The organism is Rhizobium sp. FKY42 (genome assembly GCF_005222835.1).
Classification (GTDB): Bacteria; Pseudomonadota; Alphaproteobacteria; order Rhizobiales; family Rhizobiaceae; genus Neorhizobium.
In genome coordinates, this window is record NZ_STGA01000020.1 from 1 (window position 1) to 25,005 (window position 25,005).

Annotated in this window: 18 protein-coding genes; 13 read left to right on the top strand and 5 right to left on the bottom strand. The window is 56.5% G+C overall.

The window, feature by feature from the left end; all coding sequences use genetic code 11:
- Positions 1-92: 92 nt before the first annotated feature.
- The 4 genes from E8M78_RS07745 to tssH all read right to left on the bottom strand — a co-directional run bounded on the left by E8M78_RS07745 (position 93) and on the right by tssH (position 5,494).
- On the bottom strand, positions 93-1,022 hold the full coding sequence (locus tag E8M78_RS07745) for a hypothetical protein (protein WP_137134528.1): 930 nt from the start codon (positions 1,020-1,022) through the stop codon (positions 93-95).
- 4 nt (positions 1,023-1,026) lie between these two features.
- Positions 1,027-1,764: a hypothetical protein gene (locus E8M78_RS07750; protein WP_246658264.1), complete on the bottom strand. Its 738-nt coding sequence runs from the start codon at positions 1,762-1,764 to the stop codon at positions 1,027-1,029.
- 441 nt (positions 1,765-2,205) lie between these two features.
- Positions 2,206-2,682 (bottom strand): type VI secretion system tube protein Hcp, encoded by a 477-nt coding sequence (locus E8M78_RS07755; protein WP_137134530.1) that lies wholly within the window; start codon positions 2,680-2,682, stop codon positions 2,206-2,208.
- Positions 2,683-2,716: 34 nt separating this feature from the next.
- Complete coding sequence (gene tssH, locus E8M78_RS07760) at positions 2,717-5,494, bottom strand: type VI secretion system ATPase TssH (protein WP_137134531.1); 2,778 nt, start codon at positions 5,492-5,494, stop codon at positions 2,717-2,719.
- Between the two features lie 232 nt (positions 5,495-5,726).
- Between tssH and tssA the strand changes: the two genes are divergently transcribed.
- The 13 genes from tssA to tagF all read left to right on the top strand — a co-directional run bounded on the left by tssA (position 5,727) and on the right by tagF (position 23,539).
- Positions 5,727-6,785, top strand: coding sequence for a type VI secretion system protein TssA (tssA, locus tag E8M78_RS07765; RefSeq protein WP_137134532.1), 1,059 nt, complete (start codon positions 5,727-5,729; stop codon positions 6,783-6,785).
- A gap of 88 nt (positions 6,786-6,873) precedes the next feature.
- Complete coding sequence (tssB, locus tag E8M78_RS07770; protein ID WP_137134533.1) at positions 6,874-7,380, top strand: type VI secretion system contractile sheath small subunit; 507 nt, start codon at positions 6,874-6,876, stop codon at positions 7,378-7,380.
- A gap of 106 nt (positions 7,381-7,486) precedes the next feature.
- Complete coding sequence (gene tssC / locus E8M78_RS07775) at positions 7,487-8,968, top strand: type VI secretion system contractile sheath large subunit (RefSeq protein ID WP_137134534.1); 1,482 nt, start codon at positions 7,487-7,489, stop codon at positions 8,966-8,968.
- Between the two features lie 69 nt (positions 8,969-9,037).
- A complete protein-coding gene (tssC, locus tag E8M78_RS07780; RefSeq protein ID WP_137134535.1) occupies positions 9,038-10,426 on the top strand; it encodes a type VI secretion system contractile sheath large subunit in 1,389 nt (462 codons plus the stop codon).
- Complete coding sequence (locus E8M78_RS07785) at positions 10,423-11,262, top strand: type VI secretion system accessory protein TagJ (RefSeq protein WP_137134536.1); 840 nt, start codon at positions 10,423-10,425, stop codon at positions 11,260-11,262. The genes tssC (E8M78_RS07780) and E8M78_RS07785 overlap by 4 nt, the downstream gene beginning before the upstream one ends.
- Entirely contained in the window at positions 11,255-11,764 is a 510-nt protein-coding gene (tssE, locus tag E8M78_RS07790) for a type VI secretion system baseplate subunit TssE (RefSeq protein ID WP_137134537.1), read from the top strand. The genes E8M78_RS07785 and tssE overlap by 8 nt, the downstream gene beginning before the upstream one ends.
- Positions 11,757-13,535, top strand: coding sequence for a type VI secretion system baseplate subunit TssF (gene tssF, locus E8M78_RS07795; protein ID WP_137134538.1), 1,779 nt, complete (start codon positions 11,757-11,759; stop codon positions 13,533-13,535). Before tssE ends, tssF begins: the two co-directional genes overlap by 8 nt.
- Before the next feature lie 8 nt (positions 13,536-13,543).
- Complete coding sequence (gene tssG, locus E8M78_RS07800) at positions 13,544-14,566, top strand: type VI secretion system baseplate subunit TssG (RefSeq protein ID WP_246658265.1); 1,023 nt, start codon at positions 13,544-13,546, stop codon at positions 14,564-14,566.
- Positions 14,556-15,755, top strand: a complete 1,200-nt coding sequence (locus E8M78_RS07805; RefSeq protein WP_137134539.1) for an FHA domain-containing protein — start codon at positions 14,556-14,558, stop codon at positions 15,753-15,755. The genes tssG and E8M78_RS07805 overlap by 11 nt, the downstream gene beginning before the upstream one ends.
- The gene (gene tssK, locus E8M78_RS07810) at positions 15,752-17,092 is read left to right on the top strand and encodes a type VI secretion system baseplate subunit TssK (protein WP_137134540.1); all 1,341 of its coding nucleotides are present in this window, start codon (positions 15,752-15,754) and stop codon (positions 17,090-17,092) included. The genes E8M78_RS07805 and tssK overlap by 4 nt, the downstream gene beginning before the upstream one ends.
- Positions 17,089-18,627: a type VI secretion system protein TssL, long form gene (tssL, locus tag E8M78_RS07815; RefSeq protein WP_137134541.1), complete on the top strand. Its 1,539-nt coding sequence runs from the start codon at positions 17,089-17,091 to the stop codon at positions 18,625-18,627. Before tssK ends, tssL begins: the two co-directional genes overlap by 4 nt.
- A complete protein-coding gene (gene tssM, locus E8M78_RS07820) occupies positions 18,624-22,118 on the top strand; it encodes a type VI secretion system membrane subunit TssM (protein ID WP_137134542.1) in 3,495 nt (1,164 codons plus the stop codon). Before tssL ends, tssM begins: the two co-directional genes overlap by 4 nt.
- Complete coding sequence (gene tagF, locus E8M78_RS07825) at positions 22,115-23,539, top strand: type VI secretion system-associated protein TagF (RefSeq protein WP_170973361.1); 1,425 nt, start codon at positions 22,115-22,117, stop codon at positions 23,537-23,539. Before tssM ends, tagF begins: the two co-directional genes overlap by 4 nt.
- Positions 23,540-23,563: 24 nt before the next feature.
- Here tagF and E8M78_RS07830 read toward each other — a convergent pair whose 3' ends face one another.
- The gene (locus E8M78_RS07830; protein ID WP_137134544.1) at positions 23,564-24,706 is read right to left on the bottom strand and encodes a polysaccharide biosynthesis/export family protein; all 1,143 of its coding nucleotides are present in this window, start codon (positions 24,704-24,706) and stop codon (positions 23,564-23,566) included.
- Positions 24,707-25,005 lie beyond the last annotated feature (299 nt).

A 25,005-nucleotide genomic window follows, 5' to 3' on the forward strand; every position in this document is an offset into this window, starting at 1 on the left:
ATCCGCAATACACGGCTCGCCTGGATGAATTCCGCAGAGGAGGCAGAGGAGAACGCGTCGGTCATGAAAAGGATCTCGTGAGGCTAATAGAACTAGTTTTGCTGTGACGGCGGCTGGCTTTTCGCGTACGTTAGAATTGCCCGCAAGTAGTTGTTGAGTAGATTTTCGTTTCCAGCATTGAAAACATGACGGTAAGCAATAACGAGATCATCCCGCTTGGCCTTCCCTTCATTGGATAGGTAAAAAGTCTTCAAAGGATCGAGGTCTTCCTGTGGTATGGCAGCCAGGATGAGAGATATTTGACGCTTTTCTTCTGCGGCGGCCACATACTTGGGAACAGGTTTTTCGTTGCTGATCTTGCTACGCAACTGCTCAATGACCTCTGCAAGCTGGGGTTCCAGAGCATCAGGTGGTAGTGTTGCCAGTTCAGCAGCGGTAGAGTTCGTCAATATCTCAAGTGCTGAATACATGACCTGGCCAGTTAAGGCTGTCTCAATGGCAAGTTCAGGGGAAGCCATGGCTTGGGCCAAAGCGGCAATGATTGGTCCGGCCTGTTGATCTTTAAGGCGTGCATTAATCTGTGCTGAAAATGCATTGTCATCAACCTTACCAGCCTCGCGAAGTCTTTCTGCCGCAGCAGCGAAGGCCTTGGCTGCCGTGGAGAAGGCAACTGGATCGATATTCACTGCGGCACGTCTTCCAAGTGCTTCGGCGATGCTTTCCTGCATGGAAGCCGTATTGAATGAGCTGGCGGTAGCCCTTTGAAGGAGCACTTCGAGGTCCGAAACATTGTCGACGCCATTGGCTGAAGCGGTCTGAGCAACCTGTGTCACGAGCTTGGAAGTTAGTTCAAGGCGAGCCTCGACCTGTTCGATCATCATGAGCGACTCATCGATGGTGTCTACACTCTCTGCCCGGACACCAGATGGAATACCCAGACCGAAACCAAGCAACGGCAACAGCAAAAGGAGTGTTGAAAACATCACGCTGCGTTCGCCGGACGTGCAGAGAGAGTGCTTCATAACCTCATATCATCCTCACTTCGGTCAGTTGGCGTGGGCGTGCTTCTGTTTCCAGACGGCTGATGATCTGCTCTGCCTTGACAAGCTGGGTACTGCCCGTTGGGTCGATAAACAGCTTGGCTGCCATGTTCTGTTCGGGATAGAAGGAACCGTTGCCTGTCGCCATGCTCAGAGTGTTGATCCGGCTGCGAATGCTCGCGCCGATGTTGTCATATTCGACGCGCTGCCCCGGCTCGTATGGCTGCAGTGGTTTGCCTGTGAAGCGCGGATGTATAGCTTTGGGATAGTCGCCCGCCGATGGCATTTGCTCGATTGCGCTGCGCTCGAATTCCATATCGCGGCCGGAACCGCCTAACGTACCGTTAGTCGTGGGAACGTATTTGACGAGGCGATCCGAATCGAGAACCAACGCCATGTAGAAGAGGAGTTCCATCTTCTGAGAGAGGCGCTGTTCATCAATCTTCCTGCCTGCGGGCGGATTGCAGAAGGGAAACGATTTCGTGAGCTCGGCCATCCTGTTCTTGTCTGTTTCGCTGATTTGTTTGTCATCGCGGACACCCTGCACCAGATCGTGGATGCAGATGTGATTGGCATTGACGAAGTCTTCAATCCGCGTCTTGTAATTGATTGCCGTGTGCGCAGAGGCAACCGGCGCGCTGGCGGCAAAAGTTTCCATGGCTTTCTTGACCTGATTGCCGGCCACCTTTTTGGCTTCATCCAAAACGCTGCCAAGCGCGAACATCAGCGTTTTGTTCGTTGCCCCTGCATGCAGGAGGTTGAAGGTGCGATTAAGGTTCCTGTTGCAAACGACGTTCAGCATTGCTCGGCCTGCAAGCACTCGTACGGATGTCGTCGCGAAAGCCGCCATCATCACGCTGCCGGTCAGAATCGATGCCCCGAAGACAAAAAGCTCTGCCATTGTGCGGTCTCGCTCCGCCTGAGCCTTCGTTTCGCGCGTGTAACCTTCTACAGCAAGATCGTATGCTCTGACGTAGGGGTTTCCAACGTAGGATTGCCACTGCGATTTGTATTTTGGCAATTCCAACAGAACTTCATTTAAGCGATTATTGGCTGAAGACATTTGCCCTCTCCATTCCCCTTGCAGATGGAACACCAGCCTGCGACTAGGGCAGACATGAAGATGTGGTGCCGGAGTTGTCCGGCACCACCTAAAGACGCTGGATCAGGCGGCCTTTGTTGTCGCAAGATCGTAAGATGCAATCATCGGCGACTGCGGCGACTGGTTCTCGTCGAATGGCGTGTATTTAACTTCCAACTTCGTGAAGTTGAGCTTGATGGTTTCGATCGGACGATCACCGTTTGAATCGATGGAATAGCTCGCGAGAAGCGTATTTGTCAGCGTGTATTCAATATAGGTTTCGCCCGGATTCCCCGTCGTCACCATATGAATCGTTGCACGTTTTCCGGTGCGGCCTGAGCAGGCCTCCTGGAACAGCTTGGTAGAGGATGAATCGCTGACTTTCGTCAGGATCACTTCCGAAACCGTTGGCTCGGAAGCTTCGCGGTTCGCTGCAGAACCAGCGGCAGTGTTCATGTTACGCGAAACGTTCCAATGAATGGCTTCAATATCCATCCATTTGCGGTGCTGTTCATGAGTTGCATCGCCCTGAATTCCGTCGATTTGCAGATAAATCGGCATGAGCAAGATCTCCTTTTCGAGAATGATTTGTCGTTTAAGGCATTTCGGCACGGCGCCGTGCTTCTCCCCGCACGCTCTTGCGTCGCGGGACTACTTCATCCGCGGCGCCCGGCTTAGGGGTGTCGGCGGATTGCGGTTCGGCATCAGTGGCCCTCACATTGATCGTAAAGCATTGGCCATTATGCCGGATTTCGATGGTCTTGACTTTCGTGGCTTGCATCAGGGCTTCGAGAAGCGCGGAGGAGAGAGCGGGCATCAAATCCCGCATGATCATCACCTCAATTGCGCGCGCACCCATTTCGCTGTGTCGCGCCCGGGTGCAAAGTGCATCCCGTGCCTGAGGCTGAACGATAAGTTCAGCGGCATGAGTATCCCGGATACGTTTGGCAATACGGGCAAGATGAATGTCCACGATGCCCAGAAGACTTTCCTGTCCAAGCGGCATGAAAGGCAGAATTGTCGTCCGGCCCAGGAATGCGGGCTTGAAGTGCTTCTGAAGTTCAGGAAGCAGAAGGGACTCCAGCGCTTCGCCTTGCGGCATTGTATCGGGATCATGTGCCAACGAAGCGAGAAGCTCCGCGCCCGTATTGGCCGTCATGAATATAGTGGTGTTGCGGAAATCAATATCGCGGCCTTCGCCATCGCGAAGTATTCCCTTATCGAAGACCTGGTAGAAGATTTCCTGCACGCCCGGATGAGCCTTGTCGATCTCATCCAGGAGAAGCGTGCCATAGGGGCGGCGGCGAACAGCTTCCGTCAGCACTCCACCTTCGCCATAGCCCACATAGCCAGGGGGAGATCCAAGAAGCATGGAGATCTTATGTTCTTCCTTGAACTCAGACATGTTGATCGTGGTGAGATGCTGGCTTCCGCCGTAAAGCATGTCCGCCACCGATAACGCTGTTTCGGTTTTGCCTGTGCCAGACATGCCTACAAGCAGAAAAACGCCTTGCGGCTTGCCAGGATCTGAAAGACCAGCGCGCGCCGCCTGTATGGAGCTTGCTATGCGGCCAAGCGCATGATCCTGACCCAGTACCCGACGCTTTAGCTGTTCATCGAGCGTACGAACCGTATTGATTTGGTCAGAAAGAAGCTTCCCAACCGGAATGCCGGTCCAGCGTGAGACGATAGTTGCTACCACGTCACGATCCACGACACGTGGTACCAGGCGGTCTTCTCCTGAAAGATCGCCAATTGCTTTCTCGATAGACTTCAAGGCTTTGGACGGCGTCTCTGCGTTACGCGCCGATATAAGAAACGGAGTCACTTTGGAAGCATCATTGAGAGAATCCGACAGTGGCGGCAGCGGCACGATATCCGCATCGTCCGACACTAGCTGCTCTAGCCGATCTGCCTCCGAAGTCAGCCGAAGTTCGGATTCAAGTCTGATGTCCAGTCGCGAGATTTCTTCCCGGAGCGCGCTCAGTTCATCTTCGATTTCCGCCAGTCTTGTTTGCGTGCCAACCGTCCGCGGCTCCCGTTCCAGCCAGCAGCGCTCTTGATCGATCAGAGCAAGATCTTGACGAAGATCCGCAAGAGCGCCTGGCGTGGTCTGGCGTGCCAAGGCAACGGCTGCAGCCGCCGTGTCGAGCACGCTGATGGCCTTATCCGGCAGTTGGCGCGCGGGAAGGTACCTTGCCGTCAGCTCCACTGCAGCTCTTATTGCCTCGTCGCGGATACGTACCCCATGGTGCTTTTTTAGACCGGTGGCGATGCCGCGCACCATTTGTATGGCCGTGGGTTGATCCGGCTCCAGCACCTGAACGAGCTGGAAGCGCCTTGTCAATGCGGCATCCTTCTCGATATGGCGCTTGTATTCGCTCCACGTCGTTGCGGCTATTGTGCGTAATTCTCCCCGCGCCAAGGCCGGTTTCAGAATATTTGCCGCATCTCCCTGCCCCGCCTGGCCGCCGGCACCAATGAGGCCGTGCGCTTCATCAATGAAAAGGATAATTGCCTCGGGCGAGGCTTTAACCGCATCGACGACACCATGGAGCCTGCGCTCGAACTCTCCTTTCACTCCTGCCCCCGCCTGAAGCAATGTGAGGTCGAGCAGCAGAAGCCGAACATTGCGAAGCCTTTCCGGCACAGCATCCTGGGCAATACCGATTGCCAGCGCCTCAACGACAGCAGTTTTGCCAACCCCTGGCTCTCCAACCAGAATGGGGTTATTCTGGCGGCGGCGCATGAGGATATCTATGACCTGGCGGAGCTCGTGCTGACGACCTATCACGGAGTCCAGCTTGCCGTTTCTCGCATCGGCGGTCAGATCGCGCGTGTAAAGTCGCAGAAATTCGTTTGCATCCACTGCCTTTGCAGGCATCTGGACCGTCTGCATCGCTGCCGAGGCAGCCTCATTCGCATGAGGCCGCATCCTTTCAAGCGCGTTCTTGTCGATGCGCAGCAGAGCGGGCGCTGTCCCGCGCACATAAGTCCGCAGACTGCTGTCATCCAGCAAGGCTGTGAGCATATCCCCTAAATTGATCAACTGACGACCGCCTTCCAAGGAGGCCAGCAACCAAGCTTCACGACAAGCAGCGAGAATGTTTTGCGACAGGACCAGTGAAGAGCCATTGCCCCGCCCCAGGTCGGCAATCGAAATGTCCAATTGGTGACGTAGTTCCTCACAATCCACACCTGTGGCTGATAGCGAGGCAGCCAGATCTGGTGCGTCCTGCAAGCCCCTCAGCCAGTGCGCCACCTCAACATTCGCATGTTGCATACGTGCGGCAATGGATGCGCCGGCCTCAAGCCCGACACGCAAGGGTGCATCAAGCCTGCCGATGAGACGATCGAGATCGAGATGTGGCATCCGGGTGACCCTGTAAGAAATCGAAGTTTTACCCACGCAATGGTTGCGCTCGAAGAGCTAAGGCGGGTTGCTCCATATGTCCAGAGGAAATCCGTTACTGAAAAATTTTTTTATAATAAATACTATCGTATTGATTTTTAAATCTTGTGTGAGGGGGTTGATTGTAGCCTGATTTTGGCAAATATTGGCTCATTACCTTCCTGATATCTCTAATTTTCGGAGAATGCATTTAATGAATATTTCAAATCTGAAGTATTCGATTAGAGAAGAAGCACCATGTGGCGTAAATGTAAGAGTTGATAGTGAAGTTAGGCACTTATATTTCAAAATAAAGGATGCGCGTGGTCTTGCCCGAGTTGCCGAGCGCGCGACAATGCCCGGTGAAGGCGGAGGTCTGTCTCCGTTATGGCAGGATGTTAGCAATTTAGGATTGCAAATTTTAGCTTCCTTTAGCAAGGATATTGAGGTCCTTGCCTGGCTGACTGAAGCGCATGTAAGGCTTTATGGCTACCCTGGCCTAAGGGATGTGTACGATGTCACTCTGTCGCTTTTAGAGCAGCATTTCGACGAACTTCATTCGATCGGCGATGAAGACGAGGAAGAGCGTTTCGCACCGTTTGCCGGGTTGAACGGCATTGGAAGTGAAGGGACGCTTATTCAGGCTATCCGTCTGGCTCCGTTAGTGCCTGGAGCAAAATTTGGTCAATATTCGCTTTGGGATTTTCAGGTTTCGCAACGGCCGGGAGAGGATCGGATACGTGGAGAACTTGAGAATGCGTTTAAGAACCTGAATGCAGATCAGATATCAGAGCAGCTTGCTGCGATAAATGGCTGCATTTCGCTGTTTGAACGCATGACCGAAATGCTTGAACACCGTTGCGGCACCCTTGCGCCCGCAAGCTCGAATACACGTAATGTGTTGGCAGAGGCCGCTTCTGCTTTTCGGTTTCTGGCTTGCCTCCCGGAGGGTGAGGCCGCGGCGGAAGACGAAGACTTCGCGCCACTTTCAGTCAGTCATCCGACGTCTCAGGAGCGCGCGCACACTTCGCAACTCATCCCGCGTAGACCGACTGCGCAATCCATCTCTTCTCGTGAGGAGGCCTTTGAGATTTTGCTGGCAGTCGCACGCTATTTCCGGAAGGTGGAGCCACATTCCCCAATCTCGCTTTCGCTCGAGACGCTGGTGCGACGCGGCAAGATGGGCTTCTCAGACTTGCTCGCCGAACTGTTGCCGGATGCGCACCAACGCCAGGCCGTGCTGACTGCGGCGGGTATTCGCACCACAGATTAGATTGAAATGAAACGATATGGCGGGCTCACTGCTGGTGACGCCCGATTTACTCATTGATCTGCCTTAAGCGCAGGAGGGAAACGTTCAAATGGCAAGTGTGCATGAGAGACTGGAGAGGGTTCGAAAGCCCCGCGTCCATATCAAATATGAGGTGGAAACCGAAGGGGCGATGGTGGCCAAGGAGCTACCGTTCGTGGTGGGCGTGCTGGGAGATTTTTCCGGCAACCCGACCCAACCTCTCAAGCCATTTGGCGAGCGCAAGTTCGTGCAGATCGATCGCGACAATTTCGACGATGTCATGCGCCGGATGACACCCGGTCTTCAGTTGAGTGTTGAAAATACGCTTCAGCGCGATGGGAGCGAGCTGCAAGTTTCGCTTAGATTCGAGAAGATGGAAGACTTCCAGCCGGGTGCCATCGTGGAGCAGGTGCCGGCGCTGAAGGCCCTGCTGGATGCGCGCAATGAGTTGCGCGACCTGATGAGCAAAGCTGATCGCTCCGAGGAATTGGAGCGGCTTCTGGAGGAAATTCTCCAGAACAAGGATGATTTGGCGAAGCTGGTGGCCCAGCTTGGTGACAAATCCAAAGCCTCCTGAACCGCAATGCCGTTGGCCGGGCGTAGCGCACTTGGCGCTTCACCGGTTCACCCAGCGTAGAGAGAGCGCGAGGAGCTAGCCTCGCAGCTACTGGAAGGATGATGAGATGAGTGCTGAAACACAGCTACAGGCTCGCGAGCAGACCGTGTATGCACCCGAACAGGATCTGTTGACAAAGGTTGTGGCCGCCACGCGACAGACGGAGCCGGATAGGGCGCAAAACCTTCTGCGAACACTGACGGAACAGGCTCTCCAGGGTACGGTTACCTATGACCGGAACCTGACGATCACCCTGAACAATGCAATTGACGAAATCGACAAGGCTATTTCAGCCCAGCTAGCGGCGATCATGCATGCGCCGGAATTTGTGAAGCTGGAGGGTAGCTGGCGTGGCCTGAACTATTTGGTGAAGAACACCGAAACTAGCGCCAATCTCAAGATCCGCGTTCTCAATGCGTCTAAACGCGAAGTCTCCAAGGATCTGGCAAAGGCGGTGGAGTTTGATCAGTCCCGTCTGTTCAAATCCATTTACGAGGATGAATTCGGCACACCGGGTGGCGAGCCGATGGGTGCCTTGGTGGGCGATTTCGAGTTCGGCAATTCTTTCGAAGATGTACAATTGCTGCAGGGCGTCTCCATGATTGCCGCAGCATCGTTTGCCCCCTTCATTTCCGCTGCCAGCCCGCAAATGTTCGGATTTGAGGACTTCACCGAGCTTGCGAAACCCCGTGATCTGGAAAAGATTTTTGAAACGGTTGAATATGCCAAGTGGCGCAGTTTCCGGGAAAGCGACGATTCGCGTTTCGTGGCGCTTGCCATGCCGCGTGTTCTCTCGCGGATGCCGTACGGTCCGAATACAGTTCCAGTCGATGAATTCAATTACGATGAGACAGATGGCTCCACGACCGGGGAATTGCCGCATGAGTCCTATTGCTGGATGAATGCAGCCTATGTGCTGGGTACACGCCTGACTGATGCCTTTGCAAAGAGTGGCTGGTGTACCGCCATTCGAGGCGCTGAGAACGGCGGTAAGGTGGAAAACCTTCCGATGCATATCTTCTCCAGCGATGATGGCGATCAGGACCTGAAATGCCCGACAGAAGTCGGTATCACCGATCGGCGCGATGCGGAGCTTGGAAAGCTCGGCTTCCTGCCGCTTTGCCACTATAAGAACACCGATTACGCCGTGTTCTTCGGCGCCCAGACAGCGCATAAGGCGAAGGTCTACGATCGCCCGGAAGCAACCGCAAACGCGGCGGTTTCGGCGCGTCTTCCCTACATGATGGCAACCTCGCGCTTTGCGCATTACTTGAAGGTGATGGGGCGCGACAAGATCGGCTCCTTCATGGAAGCCAAGGACTGCGAGGCTTGGCTCAATCGCTGGATCTCCAATTACGTCAATGCCAATGACAGTGCGGGCGAGGAGTCGCGTGCAAAATATCCGCTGCGCGATGCAAAGGTCACTGTGCAGGAAATTCCCGGTCGTCCGGGTTCCTACAACGCGGTGGCGTGGATGCGCCCCTGGCTTCAGATGGAAGAACTGACCACCTCGCTTAGAATGGTCGCCCGCATTCCTTCCAAGAATTGAGGCAGGCGCATCACGCTCGAAAGGTGGCGCCGCCAGGCGTCCACCCCGCCGCTCTAGCGAGGCCAGGATATGCTCGATATCGAATGCACCACACGCAGACTCGCAGATCGATTGATCTGCCTGATTGATGCCGTGTTGAACGAACAGGTCAACGTTATCATGCACCATGCTGCTTTTCAGGCCATGGAAGCACGGTGGCGCGGGCTTGCAATGGTGGTTCAGCAAGCCTCTCGCGGCCGTGATGTCAAAGTGAAGATGTTGAGTGTAGCCTGGGGGGAGCTTGCCCGTTCGCTTGAACGAGCGGCGGACTTCGACCAGAGCCATCTTTTCGAGCTCGTCTACAGCCGTGAATTCGGCATGGCTGGAGGCGAGCCCTTCGGACTGATGATCGCTGATTTCCACTTTTCGCCGCAAGACCCGGTGGGTGCCGATCCCGTCAGCGCACTGGCGCATCTCGGTATGCTGGCGGCGGCTGCCTTCTGCCCGCTGGTAGCGGGTGCCACGCCCCGCATGGTAGGACTGGAAAATTTTTCCGAACTCGCCCGCATTCAGGATTTCAGTTGGCTTTCGACCGATCCTCAGCGTCTGCGATGGAACAGCCTGCGCGCAAGCGAAGATGCGCGTTTCCTGGGGCTAGTTGCACCACGCATCCTGATGCGGCAACCCCTGAAACCCAATGACAGGAAACGCGCAGACCCATTCCCGTTTAAGGAAGATGTCGCTGAAAATGGCGAGAGCTTGCTTTGGGGCAATGGGGCGTTTGCCTTCGCTGCCGTCGTCATCCGCAATTTCATTGAATCGGGCTGGTTTGCGGACATCCGTGGTGTATCGCAGGATGCGGTAGATGGCGGACTTTTGTCATCCGGCGAAGTTCCGGCGCTGGAACTTGGCATCGAAAGTCATGGGCTGGGTGCGCAGCCACCGCTGGAAGTCAGGCTGTCCAGCCATCAGGAACAGCAGTTAGGCGAGCTTGGCGTCATTCCAATCGGTTCCACTTACCTGACTGCAAACGCGATCTTCAATTCCAATCCATCGCTGCATGCCCCGCCGCATTATGCCAGTGATCAGGCGCGTCAGAACGCGCGTCTGGCCGCCATGCTTCAATATGTGCTGTGTGCGTCGCGCTTCAGTCACTACCTAAAGGCGATCATGCGCGACGAAATCGGCAAGTTGACCGATGCACGTGCTTTGGAGCGACGGTTGGATGAGTGGCTGACGGGTTACACCCTCGGCAATGATGACGCCGATATTTCCCTTCGTGTTCGCTATCCGCTGAGGTCAGCAGGCATATCGGTTTCCGAAATTCCGGGAAAGCCTGGCAGTTTTGCCTGCACGGTGCGCCTGCAACCGCATTTTCAGCTGGATGATATCTCCACCAGCTTTCATCTTATTGCCGAGACCAATCCTGAGAGGGTTGCGCCGGTAATCGCGAAGCGCCGCGAAAGGATTTCGGCATGACTCTCTTTCAACAGATTTCGGGTAAACTGGCGCAGGACGAACTCGACGTAGCGCTTGATCTGGCGAAATCCGCTGTGCGAACTGGCCCCGCTGACCCCCAACTGCGCCACATTTACATTGATCTGCTGATCCTTGCCGGAGACTACGAGCGCGCCGACAACCAATGCGCCATCGCGGCCACATTGCAGCCAGACGCCGTGATGGGATTTGCGCTGTTGCGAAACCAGCTTCGCGGCATGGCGGCGCGGGATGCTTGGTTCCGTGACGGCGCAGTGCCGGATTTTCCGGGTGGCCCGACACAACTCGATCAATTGGCCATGAAACTCTCGATAGCTGCGCATGAAGGCGATGCGATAACAACGAAATCTACTCTGGAAGCGCTGGAAGCGCTTCGGGGGGAGAGAGCAATACGCATTAACGGCAATGAAATTTCCGATTTCCGCGATCTGGATGACCGAATTCCCCACGCTCTGGAAGTTATCATGAACGGGGGCGCTTATCTTTGGATCGACTTTTCTAAAATTTCACTTTTGCGGATCGAGCCGATGCGCCGCCATCGCGACATCGCATTCCGTCAGGCGGAACTGACACTGATGGATGGAGCCGTTGCACCGGTGCTGTTGCCTGCAATCTATCATCAGGGAAAGGCGGTTAAAGCCGAAAGCCTCCTCGGCAGGTCGACGGATTGGCAAACGTTGCCAACCGGGCTGACTGTGGGGCAGGGGCATCGCTGCTTTCTGGCGGGTGACCAGCTCCAGGCTCTGAGCGACCTGCATGAACTGGCCAGTTACTCCGGCAGAGCGACCTCTCCGGCGCCAAGGAGTGCGCATGGCTGATCCACTTGAAATTTTCCGACCAAGGGACCGCCATGTCGCTCGCTCCGTGCTCGACAGACTGCTGGACGACGCACCCTATAGCCCCGCCGATCCGCCGAGCAGTTATGTCGAGCAAGTTCGGGAGATGCGGGAAGCGATCCGGCGCGATCTTGAAATGTTGCTGAATACAAGGCGATGCAACCATTCTCCCCCTTTGGCGCTGCGAGAGTTGCAGAATTCGCTGTGCAACTTTGGCGTGGATGGTGCCGTTGCGGCCAATCTCATGACGGATGAGGCGAAACTTGCTCTCGCGCGTTCGATCGAACGCAACATCAGTCGTTTCGAGACGCGGCTCTCAAACGTCCGAGTAACGATCTTGAAGAATAGAAGCGTAACTGCACGTGCCTTGCGCATGCGCATCGAAGCAGCTTTCCGTCTGCATGAAGGCATGCCGTCCATCAGCTTCGAGTCCATTATCGATCCTTCCTCGCAGCGTATTCACGTGGAGGGCGGGAATGGCTGAAGGATTTCTTGCGCGCTACAATGAGGAACTGGCGGCTCTCCGAGAGCGCGCCAGCCGATTTGCAGAGAGTTTTCCAAAAATTGCTGGCCGCCTGCGCATGAGCGGCGAGATGATCGACGATCCGCATGTCGAACGGCTGGTGCAGAGCTTTGCATATTCTGCGGCGCGGGTCCGGCAGAAGCTGGATGATGAATTTCCCGAGCTGACAGATAACCTGCTGGAAATCCTTTACCCGCATTATCTGGCACCGCTGCCCTCAATGTCGATTGTCCAGTTCGAACCTGCCAAGACACTTGCAAGCGAACAGGTCATTCCGCGCCACACCGAGATATTGGCGGAACCCGTGGCCGGCGAAACCTGCCGTTTCAGGACCACGCAGGATGTTGCCATTGCACCGGTGGATCTTGTGGCCGCTCGGTTGACCGGCCAGCCGATTGATGCGCCAAGCTCACCATTTTCTGGCGTGAACGGCTGCCTGAGGCTATCGCTTCGCGCTCGCGGCATGCGCCAGACGATTGCAGATACCGGTCTTTCAAAGCTTCGGCTTCATCTTGCCGGACCCTGGCAGCAGGCGCTTCAGATTCACGAACTGCTCTGCAATCATACGGTTGGTATCGCGCTTGCGCGTCACTCAAGTGATTTGCAACCTGTCATTCTCGGCAGCCGCAATCTGCGATCCCTCGGTTTTGATCGTGATGAGGCGCTGCTGCCTTATCCTGCGCCGAGCTTCGAAGGCTACCGGCTGCTGACAGAGTTCTTCGCGCTGCCGCAGAAGTTCCTGTTTATCGAAATTTCAGGACTCGATCTTTGGAACGGCGACACACTTGAACTCTTCATTTACATCAATCACACCAGCCCGAAGCTTGAGCGGTCGCTCACTGTCCGTGATTTCGCGCTTCACGCAACCCCTGTCGTCAATCTGTTCCGGCAGGCTTGCGAACCAATTGCCATTGACGGTACGCGCACCGATTATCGGCTGCTGGCTGATGCGCGCAGACAAAATACGCGCGAGATCTATTTAGTCGAGAAAGTTACGCTGACCAAGCCGGACGGCACGCGGGAGGTCAGTCAACCCTTTTTCGGCCGCTCATCTCGCAGCAACAGCGCAGGCACCCACTGGCAGGTGACACGACGGTTCGACGACGATGGAACGAGCGATACGGACATTTCTTTCGTGGACGCGCAACGCAAATATGCGAGCCCTGTTGATACGGTGGCCAGCGTGGACGCGCTGTGCCTCAACCGTAGTCTGCCGGAACAATTGCCTTTTGGCGGCGGACATCCGCACCTGCAACTGGCCTCGGGGCATGAGGCGGTCAGTAGCGTACAGGCCCTGATCCCGCCCACTTCAGCGGTGCGGATGAGCGATCAGGAAGGCCGCAACTGGCGCCTGATTTCGCACCTGCTCCTCAATCATCTGTCACTGACAGACGGTAACGGAGGATCACTTAGGGATATCCTGTCTCTCTACAGCTTCAGGGATAGTCCGGAGACGAAGTTGTTTGCGGATGCAATCATCGCCGTGGATGCTCAATCCTCGCTTGCTAGAATGCCTCATGGTGGCATGGTGCCAGGTACGGATATTGCATTGACTTTCGATCCGAACGCCATCGATCCGGCAGCTGCCTATCTCTTCGGTAGCATTCTCGATCGCTTTTTCGGTCTTTACACGTCCATCAACAGCTACACGCGCCTGACAATATTCATGAAGGGGATCAGCGAGCCGATCGCCAGCTGGCCTGCGCGGGCGGCGGAAAGACCATTGGTGTGAGGCTGGATATGGGTAAACGGCCAGCCGACCATATGAATGACCCGCTCGTAGAACGCCTGGTGCGCGATCCCGGCAGTTTCGAGCCGGTTACGGCACTTCGGGTGGCCCAGAAGGCCAGCCCCTCAGGTCTCGATATCATCGCTCCTGTTGGCGTGGATCCGTCTCCTGTCGCGACCTCGGGCTTTACCCGCAGCGAAAAACGAAACCGTATTAGGACACTGTTTGCCAGCCTTAGCGGACCTGTGGGCTCGCTTCCTTCGTCCTACAATCAGTTGATCATGCGCGAGGAACGTCAACGTTCAAAGTCGCTCTCAGCATTTCTCGATGTGTTTAACGGCCGTATCAGCGAATTGTTTGCGGACGCGGCAGAGAAATACAGGTTGCCCCACTGGATGCGCTGGCAGGGGGGGCACAGTGAAGGCGGATTTTTGCGCGCTCTGCTGGCCCTGGGTGGTTTTGGCACGCGCGGTACGATCAGCCGCGCGGAGATCGACCGTGATCTGGCTTTGCGCTTTTCGGGCTTCTTTGCCAACCGCACACGCCATGCTGCGGCGCTATCCGCGATGCTGCAAGAGTTGACCGCGGCACCAGTTCAAATCGAGCAGTTCAGGCCGCGCTGGCTTAAGATTCCTGTCAGCGAGAGAAGCCGCATCGGCCAATCGCAGGGCCTCGTGCTCGGGATGAATACGACTGCGGGCGAGAGCATTCGCGACCTGACCGGTGGTTTCCGCATCGTCATCGGACCGCTGGCCTATGGCGATTACATGCGCCTTTCGCCGAACAGCACTTCGATCCGCGAGATCGTCTCCCTCACGCGGCTCTACGTTGGCCCGACGCTCGATTTCGATGTGCAGGTGGTTCTGCGGAAGGAAGACGTGCCCCTCTGCCAGTTGGGCCGCGCAGGCGATCCGCCCAGGCTTGGGTGGAATTGCTGGGCGCGCACAGGGCCGGCCACCAGGAACAATGGCGATGCAGTCATTCAGGCCGCACGTATCGAGACGCTGAACCGGGAGATCCGCCATGCGTCTTGAACTGGTGCCGGAAAATCAGGGTGTTCATGCCGATGCATTCGATTACGAAAGATGGGTTCTTGTGGATGGTCGGCGAACTATTGGCCGATCCAGCGACTGTGAGTGGCGCCTGCCGCAGGAGGAGACATCGGTCTCGCTGGTCCACTGCATTATCGAGCGGAGAGGCGACCGCTTTATCCTGGAAGGTTGCGGTTCGAGCCGCCCAGCCGTGAACGGTGCGCTTCTGACGGATGGAGTAGCGACGATAATCAGTGATCAAAGCGTAATCGATCTCGGCAAATTCTCGTTCCGCGCCGTCATCAGCCAAGAGAGAAGCGCTCATCGAGACGAGGCGGATGAGGAATTACCTCCCAGCGCGCAACCCTTGACCATATCAGCCATCCTTTCCGACATCGTTCCTGCAGGCGGCATTGCGGGTGGTCCGCTCGGCCCGCGCGAGGTCACAGATCCGCTGGCCTTCATACAGAAGCCCAAGCCCGGCACGCCATCCTCGCGCAACGTGGAGATCGGCTGGAGCGGCGCACCTGACCCACAAAGCTTGACGCATGTGTTGCCCGAGAATTGGTGGCAGGAAGGCGACGCGGAAAACGACCTCGGTCACTCCCTGGAGCATAGTATTGCAACGCGGGTTTCCGTCGGCATCGCCCGCTCAGCACGTCCGTTGGAACCGTCGGAGCCAAGGACAACCTCCATTGGCGAACTTGCAGGTCTGGTGCCAGGCCATGTGAGCGATGCAAATCAGGCGGCGCGGCTGGAAAGCCTTGTCCGTCAAATGGAGCAGAGCCTCCGGCAGGCTTCTTCCGTGATGCAACTTCGCGACATGCCGGTATTGGCCTCGCATAACGTTTCGACTGCCCGGGAGGACCCGTTGGTACAGCGGCTTGAGGCCGTTCTTGCTCAGCAAGCCCGGCTCAATGCTGCGCTGGAGCACATGTTTAGCGAGAGCGCACGTCTTTTCGATCCGCTCATGGTTGAGGTCCGTGCCGGCTCTCAGCATAGTCGTTTTATGCGCTGGATGAAGGAAGCCGCCTACTGGCGCCTCTACAAGAACCAGTTCGAAAGTGGAACTGGCCGCCTCTCCGCGGCGGACCTGCTGCGAGGCAGTTACCAAGCGCTGGAAGAAAACAGCGTAAGCGAGCCAAGCATCTCCAAGGCCAGCCATTTCCAAGAAGCAAGGACGCCGAAATGAGGTATGAAAACCGTGTGGCCTGGAGCGAAGGCATGTTTCTCCGGGTTCAGCATTTTCAACAGGCGGATCGCTGGACGGAGCGTCTGGTCGGGACGACCATGCGGACCCTCGCTCCCTATCCCTGGGGGGTCGCCTCTTTCGAGATTGATCGCAGTGCACTTGCTATTGGCCGCTTTTCCGTCAGCAACCTGCGGGGCATTTTTCCAGACGGCACGACTTTCGATGCGCCACTCGACTGCGATCTGCCACCTGCGCTGGACCTGGATGAGACCGTCAAGAACGCCGTCATCTATATCGCCCTGCCCACGCGCCAGCCAGGACGCGCCGATATCGCCCTCAATGGCGGTGCGGCCCTGTACCAGGTTCGTCACGTGGCCTCCACCTATGAGGCACCTGACGCCAACGTGGAGACGGATTTCATGGCACCCATCGAGGTGGGGCGGCTGAACCTGCGCTACCTGAAATCCGGTGACGACATGGCCGGCTTCGATCTAATCGGGCTTGCCCGCGTGATCGAGGTTCGTTCGGACCGCGCCGTGATTTTGGACCCGGATTACCTTGCACCTTGCCTCAACTGTGCCGCGGAGCCGCGCCTTACGGAACTTGTCAAGGAACTGCTCGGCATCGTCCGGCATCGTGCAGAGGCGATTGCAGACCGAATTGGCGACCCGACCATTCGTGGCACCGCAGAAGTGGGGGACTACTTCCTGCTACAGATTCTCAACCGCGCCGATCCCTTGCTGCAGCACGTTTCAGCGAATGCAACACGCCTCCACCCGATGAACTTCTTTGAGTTATGCATCCAGTTGGCGGGCGAACTCGCGACGTTTACGACAGAGCGCAAACGTGCCACCGAGTTTGCGCCTTACCGGCATGACGATCTGAAAGCGACATTTTCGGCTGTCTTCGAGGATCTGCGAACCTCGCTTTCCGCAGTTCTTGCGCAGTCTGCTGTCTCTATAGAGCTGGTGGAGCGCAGGCACGGCGTGCGGGTTGGCACGATCCACGACCGGACATTGCTTCGGGATGCAGGTTTCGTACTCGCCGTCCGGGCGGACATGCCTGCCGAGGAAATCCGGCGCAAACTGCCGGCACAGATCAAGGTCGGGCCTGTGGAGCGCATCGCTGAGCTGGTGAATGTGGCGCTTCCCGGCATTCCGGTGCGGCCGCTGCCTGTGTTGCCGCGCCAGTTGCCCTATCGCTCAGGCACGATCTACTTCGAACTCGACACGCAGAGCCCGTTATGGAAGCAGCTTGAGACTTCCGGCGCAATAGCCCTGCATCTGTCGGGTGATTTTCTCGGACTCGAGATTGAATTATGGGCTTTGAGAGAATGAGCAAGGACAACAGCTTCTGGCAGGATCTGCCCACGATTGTTGAGCTGGATCAGGACAGCGTGAACAAACGGCAAGCATCATCCAGGACGCCGGGCTCTCTTGATGACATCGTCGTCTCTCCTTTGCCTGGTGCGGCAGAGGCTTCGGGACGTGCCCCACCGGGAGGCTGGTCTGCCGAAAGGCTTGTGCGCGACTTTACACTGGGTGGTGAGGATGTGCCGATGCTTGTGCGTTCAGCAGCGCCGCTTCTCCACTTGTCGCATGCCATTCGGCATTCGGCACAGCAGCCGGACATAGAGGAGCTGCGCCGGGTAGCTATTTCTTCGATCAATGCCTATGAGCGGGATCTGGCCTCAGCGCGCATAGCGCCAGAGCGGGCGCGCGCGGCTCATTATATCGTTTGCGCTACGGTAGACGATGTCGTGCTGAGCAAACCATGGGGTGTTTCGGCAGGCTGGGCACGCTCCGGTCTGGTTTCCACCTTTCATATGGATGTGACTGGCGGTGAGAAGGTTTTTGACCTGCTCGATCATTTTCAGCAGTCTCCCGGTTCTTCCAAGGATGTTCTGCTTCTCATATACCTCTGCCTCTCACTGGCATTCGAAGGCCGGATGCGGGTATCGCCGCGCGGCAATCTGGAACTCGGTCGGGTTCGCGATGGCCTCTACAAGACGCTGCTTGGGCAGTACGGAATATTCGAACGGGATCTTTCCCCGCATTGGAAGGGTATTTCTGCCCGGTACAAACCCCTCAGGACTGCAACGGCCCTGTGGACGACACTATCGATTCTGGCCCTGTTGTTTGGGCTGGGTTATATGTTCTTTACGTTCTCCTTGAATTCCGTGTCCGATGGAACGTTGAGCCGTTTGGCCAGTGTGGCGCCGAGGGTCGCACCCGGCGTTGCGCCAACAGAGCCTCCCGCACCGCCGCCGCAGGAGAAACTCCTTGTCCAACAGCAGGAACCGGCAGATCCGCCCGCTGAGCCGCCAGTGATACCGCGACCCAAGCCATCGCGGATTCAGAACTTCATGGCGTTCCTCAAGCCGGAGGTCGAGAAGAACCTAGTATCGCTTACTGATACCGATAGCAGGCTGAGAATACGCATCAACAATTCCGGTCTCTTCGACGTGGGCAGCGCTGAGGTGAGCGATAGTTTCAGAGGCTTGTTGGAACGTATTGGCGTCGCGCTTTCCGCCGAACAGTTCCGCGCTGTCGTCGTGGGTTATACCGATAACACGCCGATCCGCACTGTGCAGTATCCCTCCAACTGGCATCTTTCGGAGGCCAGAGCCAAGGCAGTGGGTGCCATTCTGTCTGCCTATACCGGCCCGGAAGCAATTCTGACCGAGGGTCGCGCCGACAGCAACCCAATCGGGCCAAACACCACGCCCGAGGGCAGGGAGATGAACCGCAGAACCGAAATTCTGGTTCTGACGGATCCCCGTCAGCAATTGAACGACGCGGGCATCACGGAATCTGACGCGCAAACGCTGGATTTGCCGCTGGCGAACCCAACATCGGGTAAATCACGATGAATCCTTTGAGTTATTTCTATACGATTCGCTCCTATGTGGACGCCTATGCGGGGCTCATAGGAAGGCGTTTCATTTCCATCATCTGGTTGGTGGCGCTTTGCGTCATCGTCTGGTTCTACGGCTCCATGCTCGCCTTGGGGCAATGGAAGCCATTGATCAGTACGAACGCCCGCATCCTCCTGATTGCCGCCCTCGTCGTCGCATGGCTTATCTACATTGCCACAACTATCGTCCAAAGCCGACGGCGCGATGCGGCTCTCGTGGAGGGCATCGAGCAAAGCGCGGAACAGGAAGCCAAAGCGAGCCAACAGGCGGAAGTCGGCGAAATCCATCGGCGGCTGAAGGATGCGCTGCAACTGCTGCGGCGGGTTACGCGCAAGCGCTTCGGATATATCTATGAGTTACCCTGGTATGTCATTTTTGGTGCGCCAGGTTCCGGTAAAACGACGGCACTGATGCAGTCCGGCCTGAATTTTCCGCTCGGCGATGCGCTGGGTGCCAATTCCGTTCAGGGTATAGGCGGCACCAGGAACTGTAACTGGTGGTTTTCCGATGAGGCGATCCTGATCGATACAGCCGGACGCTACACAACTCAGGATGATCTGAATGGCACCGCCAAAGCGGGCTGGGAAGGCTTTCTCGCACTCCTTCGAAAATATCGACGTTCGCAGCCTATCAACGGCGCACTGGTCACGCTGTCGATCGGAGACTTGCTGGAACGGGATCCGCAGGCGCAGAAAGAAGAAATCCGGGTCATTCGTCAGCGGCTTGCGGAGCTTGATGAGCAGTTGCAGGTGCGCGTACCCGTCTATCTGGTGCTGACCAAGGCTGATCTTCTAACCGGTTTTGTCGAGTTCTTCGATGGTTTTGGCAAATCCGACCGTGAGCAGGTCTGGGGCATGACCTTTGATCTCGACAAGAGTGAGAAGGCCCATGAGCTGCCAGATGTCTTTTCGGCGGAATTTTCTCTCTTGCAAGAGAGAGTCAATTCGCTTTTGCTTGAGCGGTTGCAGCAGGAACCGAGTTCCGGGATCCGCGGTCGGATTTTCCGCTTTCCGTCGCAACTGGCGCTGCTGCGCGAGCGGCTTATGGAGGTTATTCCCGAGCTCTGCTCCGGCTCAAAGCTGATGGAGCCGCCTTTGCTGCGCGGTATCTACCTCGCCTCTGGCACCCAGACGCATCAAGACCTCTCCGAAGTCGTGGCTTCGCGACCGCGCCGAAGCTATTTCTTACACCGCCTTTTCCACTCGGTGATTTTCGAAGAAGCATCGCTGGTGTCGCGGGATAGACGGATTAACCGGCGCCAGTTGTTCATTCGGCGAACCACCTATGCGTTGGCAAGCCTAGCCGTTGTTGTCGTGCTGGCAAGCTGGGTTGCGACCTACCTGCAAAGCAGCACAGCATTGGCGCGTGTAGACCAGCGTCTGAACGATTATGAGCAGCTGTCGCGCGCTATACCGGTCGAGCATGTCAATGATACAGATTTTTTGCGGATCCTGCCGGCTCTTGAAAGTCTTTCCGCCATACCGGACGACTTCGCGCAAGCACGTGTCTGGCCGGTCAGTTTCGGCCTTGATCAGCAGCAGAAGGTGGAAGGACGTCGGCGCGATGCCTATCAAAAGGTGCTCAGCGCCCTTTTGCTGCCGCGGCTGATGGTGCAGCTTCAGCATGATATGCAGAACGATACCGAGCCGCACAAAGTGTTCAACGCATTGAAGTTCTATGGAATGTTGGGCGGACTTGGTACGATGGATCGCGAGTTTGCCGTACAGCAGGCCGATGGCATCTTCGCCACGCTCTTCCCCGGCGATGGACGAGCAACCACCCGCAAGGCTTTGCTGCGTCATACAAGTGCGCTCGTGCAGGGCGTCATTCCGCCAATGGAACTGGACAACAGACTCATTGCCCAAACCCGAAGCAAGGTGCGCGAGATCGGTATCGCTTCCCGTGCCTTCGAGATCCTCAAGTCCTATCCGCAAGCACGCAGGCTTCCCGGCTGGACACCGGCGGTAGTATTTGGTCCTCTTGGTGAGCAGGCGTTCGAGCGTTCGTCTGGCACAAACCTGCGTACCGGGCTGCCCGGATTTTTGACCGCCACTGGATTTCACACCCTGGTGAAGCCGCGTCTTGAGGACGCTGCGCGGGACGCAATTGCCGAGGAATGGGTGCGAGGCGTTGAAAACCCGCAGGATGTATCCGTAGATCAGATTACGCAGGCGGTCCTACAGCTCTATTTCTCCGATTTCGAACGGCAATGGCTCAGCGTACTGGCAGACTTGCGTGTGAAAACGCCGCATACAATTGCCGATGCCGCCGAGACCTTGCGGCTGCTTTCCACCGAACCCAGCCCTATCGAAACTATGGTCCGCTCGATTGCGAGCGCAACAGACCTGCGTTCTCCGGATGTCATTGCGACAGGTCCAATCTCGTCTTCCGCTCAGGACAGTGCAATCCATGCAGCTGGCACAGTCGTCTTACCGGACCCTTACGCAAGGCTCCGCGACCTTTTGGCACAAGTGGACGCTCAAAGTGAGCCTGCACCGGCCGCTTCGAATGGCGATCGGCAGTCGCCGCCGCTCCGGCATTTGGTCGCTTCGTTGCAAAAGCTGCGCGATCAGCTATCCCGTGCCTCGACTTCGTCGGCTACGATCGCAAAAATCTTCGATGTAGACGGCCAATTGACGATTGCAAACCAGGACTTATTGCAGCAGGCGCGGCAGATGCCAGCCCCTCTGGATGGCTGGATGGCTGGCCTAGCGGCGGATATCGGTTCATTGGCGGTGCGCTCCGCTCGTACCCGCATCGCAGATCTATGGGCTGCCGAGGCTGCAGCCTACTGCACTAATGTCGTGTCCGGCCGGTATCCTTTCGACCGTCAATCGCCATCGGACGTCGCCTTGAGTGATTTCATTCGTCTGTTCGCACCGGAAGGACTGCTCAAAACCTTCTTCAAGGGCAATCTGGAGCCCTTCGTAGATACAAGTTCATCCCCATGGGGATGGAAGGGCGCGTTTGGGTCTGCCAGCATTCCCAGTGAGGCCATTGCCCAGTTCGAAAAGGCAGATCAGATCACCCGCGCTTTCTTCCCGAATGGCAGTAAGCAGCCTTCCGTCTCAATTAGCATCACGCCTGTTTCGCTTAGCCAGTCTGCCAATGCTGTGATGTTGGAACTTGCGGGAGAAAAGGTCGTCTATTTCCATGGACCCGTCCTGTCAAAATCCATCATCTGGCCCGCGGCGCAAAATACGAGCAGCTCACGGCTGGCTTTTCAGCCGGGAGGTTGGCAAGAGGCTACAACGACCACAGGGGACTGGTCGGCATTCCGCTTGTTCGATGGTGGCAAATTGAGCCAGACAGGTCGTCCAGATCTTTTCCGTGCTGAATTTGCGCGGGGAGGTCAGGTTGCAGAATTTGATGTGCAATTCGGGTCGGTGCTCAATCCGTTCCGGCTTCCGGCTCTTGAGATGTTTTCTTGTCCGAGGCAGTTTTGACAAAGGTTAAGGATTGGCAGGCACGACCCGGTCTTAAGGGCGAAGCGGAGCGGATTGGCTTCTTCGGAAAATTGCCAACCCATGGCGATTTCGTCAGCTGGGGCCTGACGGTCAAACTGCAACGGGCACTTGAGGATTGGCTTCAGATTGGTCTGCGGACCGCTCAGGATGGGTTGGGTGAATCCTGGCTTCGCACCTTCAAGGCCATGCCACCCTGGCGTTTTTTCATAGAGGAAGGCCTGTGGTCGAGTCACGGAGTTGCAGGTGTCATCGTCCCGAGCAGTGACCGGGTAGGGCGCGAGTTTCCGTTGGTTCTTCTAGCCCAAATCCAGCAGGCGGGCGAGCATCCATTCCGATTTTATAAGGACGAGACTTGGTTTACAGCCGTGGAAACCATTGCGAGAAGCGCCTCCCATAAGGACTTTCAACTCGATAGCTTCACAGAGTCGCTGGAAAAACTGCGCGCCCCCCGCGCCATCGAACGGCGAAATGAAGAGGAAGGTCGAAATGGCAGCCGGACGGTCAAGCAGAGCCTGTGGTGGACCATCCTGCCGAATTCGCAAAAGGTTCGGGGCTTTCGTAATGAAGGCGGCCCAGGAAAAGAAGACCTTCTTCGCCTCCTCCAGGCTGGCGATATCACACTTGATCTGACGATGGCGACGCCTCCGCCTTTGCCAGCGCAGCTACCGGCAGAGGCGGTCGTTTCGCCCGCCGTGTATCAAACTCATTCCCTTGGCCACGCCCAGCCATTGCTTTGCTGGAACAGCGCTTTCCGAAGCCATGAGGGCACAGGCGGACAGCCAAATACCGATGCTTTGCTTGCATCCAATGCCGCTGGCCTGTTCGCCGTCGCAGATGGTTTGGAAGGTGATCCGAGTGCTGCTGAGGCGGCAAGGCTTACAATCCAATTGGTCGGACAGGCTGTTAGGGAAGGCCCCCTTGAGCAGCGCCTTCAGGAACTGAAGGGAAAACTGGGAACGGCCAATACGTTGCTGAGGCGTCGAGCAGAAGGTCGTGCGACAAATGGGGCCGGTGCTGCAAGTCTCGCGGCTCTGCTGCTAAGCGGGGACGATTTCGCTGTGCTTTGGGCCGGGGATGCTCGCTGCTATCTGCTGCGTGACAGCATGTTGCGCTACCTGACCCGCGATCATATCGAGATCGGAATGCGGCGATCCCTGTCTCGCGCGGTCGGTCTGGCTCCTACATTGCAAATGGAAAGAGTGGGTGAGAAGCTGCGTCCGCAAGATACCTTCCTGCTGTGCACGGCACCGCTGGTGCGGGCCGTGCCAGAGCGAGCTATTGCCGAAATCATGCTTTCTGAAGCCGCAGCTGATGTGCCGCGTGTTCTGATAGAAACGGCGCTGATTTCCGGCTGCCCGGGAAACATGACAGCGCTCGTCGTACAGACTAACTCTCCTTGAGCTGCGAAACCTCAAACGTATCGATCAATTACTCGGAGAGACGGGTGGCGGGGCCGCAGGCAGGTTCGGGCTCTTTTGATACACGTTGAAGAGCTTTGCGAAATCCACCAGTCCGGAGTTTCCAGCATAAAGTATATCGCCGTTTGCCATTTGGAATTGCTGCATCAGTGACAGGTTGGAAATATCCCCCATGTCAATGCGATAGATGACGGGCTTGTTCGATACGGAAACGGCTGCAGGAAGCGTCTTGCCTGCGGTGGATTGTACGGTGGAATAGATGGTCTGATTGCGCAGTAAATAGACTTGGTTGGCATCGGCACGATCATCCAGAAGTCCACCTGCGCGACCCAGTGCCTGGGCAAGCGTCAAATGGCCCGGTTCGAAACGGTATTCACCGGTGCTTTTGAAGGCTCCCATAACAGTGAATGCTGGTGCGGCGTCTTGTACGAAGATCTGGTCGTCCGGCAGAAGAAAAACGTTCTGACGATCCTCATTCAGCACACGTGAGAGCGGGGCGCTGGCCTTTCTGGCACCTCGCATCAGCGTGACGGTTGCGCTGGCGGGATTGGCTAATGCGCCGCCCGCCAGAGCAATGGCGTCGGATACCTTTTCTTTGCGCGCGGAAAGGGGAATGCGTCCGGGCGTGCGAACGCCGCCACCGACGGTCACCGCATTGCCCGGCTGCTCAACCACCGTGACGACGGCCTGCGGATTGACCGCCGATCCCTTCAAGCCACTGACGATGCGGCTCTGCAAAGCCTCCGGTGACGAATCCAGAACGCGCTGCTTACCGACGAATGGAAGGGTAACATTGCCATTTGCATCAACCGTAAAGCGGCCAAGTGGCAAGGTCTTGCTATTGGTCGAGGAGAACAGGCCTTCCTCGCCGGTGTCAAAGATCGTAACCTCAATCACATCGCCGCGCCGCAAGCGTACATCGTTCGAGCCGCCGGATCGGAATATTGAGAGGCCGGGATCCTCAGGATGATAGGCTAGCGGCACACTGCCGCCGACTGGCAGACTGGCTTGCGTCAGACGCATAACCGGAATGTTCTGTCCAGTCGCTGGATCCTTCGCATCGTAAAAATTGGATGGTGATGGACCATCGGAAGGCCTCGCACAAGCTGCCAATAGCAAACACACCCAAATCGCACAAATCTTCCGCATCTGATTCCCCGCAAATCACTAGAATATTGCCGGAAATTAGCATTTGAGCCCCACTGCACAATGTTGAAGGCAGCATTCGGTTGAATTTTACATGTCAATAGCAACGAGGGCTGTATTTTTACAACATTTAAGATTATCCACAGATTTTTATAAATCTGCCTGCCTTTTGCTCCTCTGGGTATCGTCTACGATCTGTATGTTCCATAATTAAGGCTATGCGATTTATTATTATAGCAGCCATTTAGTAATGCGACAGTTGGGCCAGTTAGAGATGCGACAGTTTTCGCCCTTCTAGCTGG

Bases quoted from the DNA above. Each gene is read 5' to 3' on its own strand.
- E8M78_RS07745 (WP_137134528.1), bottom strand. From the start codon at position 1,022: ATGAAGCACTCTCTCTGCACGTCCGGCGAACGCAGCGTGATGTTTTCA.
- tssL (WP_137134541.1), top strand. From the start codon at position 17,089: ATGAGCAAGGACAACAGCTTCTGGCAGGATCTGCCCACGATTGTTGAG.
- E8M78_RS07755 (WP_137134530.1), bottom strand. From the start codon at position 2,682: ATGCCGATTTATCTGCAAATCGACGGAATTCAGGGCGATGCAACTCAT.
- E8M78_RS07805 (WP_137134539.1), top strand. From the start codon at position 14,556: ATGCGTCTTGAACTGGTGCCGGAAAATCAGGGTGTTCATGCCGATGCA.
- tssC (WP_137134534.1), top strand. From the start codon at position 7,487: ATGAGTGCTGAAACACAGCTACAGGCTCGCGAGCAGACCGTGTATGCA.
- tssC (WP_137134535.1), top strand. From the start codon at position 9,038: ATGCTCGATATCGAATGCACCACACGCAGACTCGCAGATCGATTGATC.
- tssF (WP_137134538.1), top strand. From the start codon at position 11,757: ATGGCTGAAGGATTTCTTGCGCGCTACAATGAGGAACTGGCGGCTCTC.
- tssH (WP_137134531.1), bottom strand. From the start codon at position 5,494: ATGCCACATCTCGATCTCGATCGTCTCATCGGCAGGCTTGATGCACCC.
- E8M78_RS07750 (WP_246658264.1), bottom strand. From the start codon at position 1,764: ATGTTCGCGCTTGGCAGCGTTTTGGATGAAGCCAAAAAGGTGGCCGGC.
- tssE (WP_137134537.1), top strand. From the start codon at position 11,255: ATGGCTGATCCACTTGAAATTTTCCGACCAAGGGACCGCCATGTCGCT.
- tssA (WP_137134532.1), top strand. From the start codon at position 5,727: ATGAATATTTCAAATCTGAAGTATTCGATTAGAGAAGAAGCACCATGT.
- tssK (WP_137134540.1), top strand. From the start codon at position 15,752: ATGAGGTATGAAAACCGTGTGGCCTGGAGCGAAGGCATGTTTCTCCGG.
- tssB (WP_137134533.1), top strand. From the start codon at position 6,874: ATGGCAAGTGTGCATGAGAGACTGGAGAGGGTTCGAAAGCCCCGCGTC.
- tssG (WP_246658265.1), top strand. From the start codon at position 13,544: ATGGGTAAACGGCCAGCCGACCATATGAATGACCCGCTCGTAGAACGC.
- tssM (WP_137134542.1), top strand. From the start codon at position 18,624: ATGAATCCTTTGAGTTATTTCTATACGATTCGCTCCTATGTGGACGCC.
- E8M78_RS07785 (WP_137134536.1), top strand. From the start codon at position 10,423: ATGACTCTCTTTCAACAGATTTCGGGTAAACTGGCGCAGGACGAACTC.
- E8M78_RS07830 (WP_137134544.1), bottom strand. From the start codon at position 24,706: ATGCGGAAGATTTGTGCGATTTGGGTGTGTTTGCTATTGGCAGCTTGT.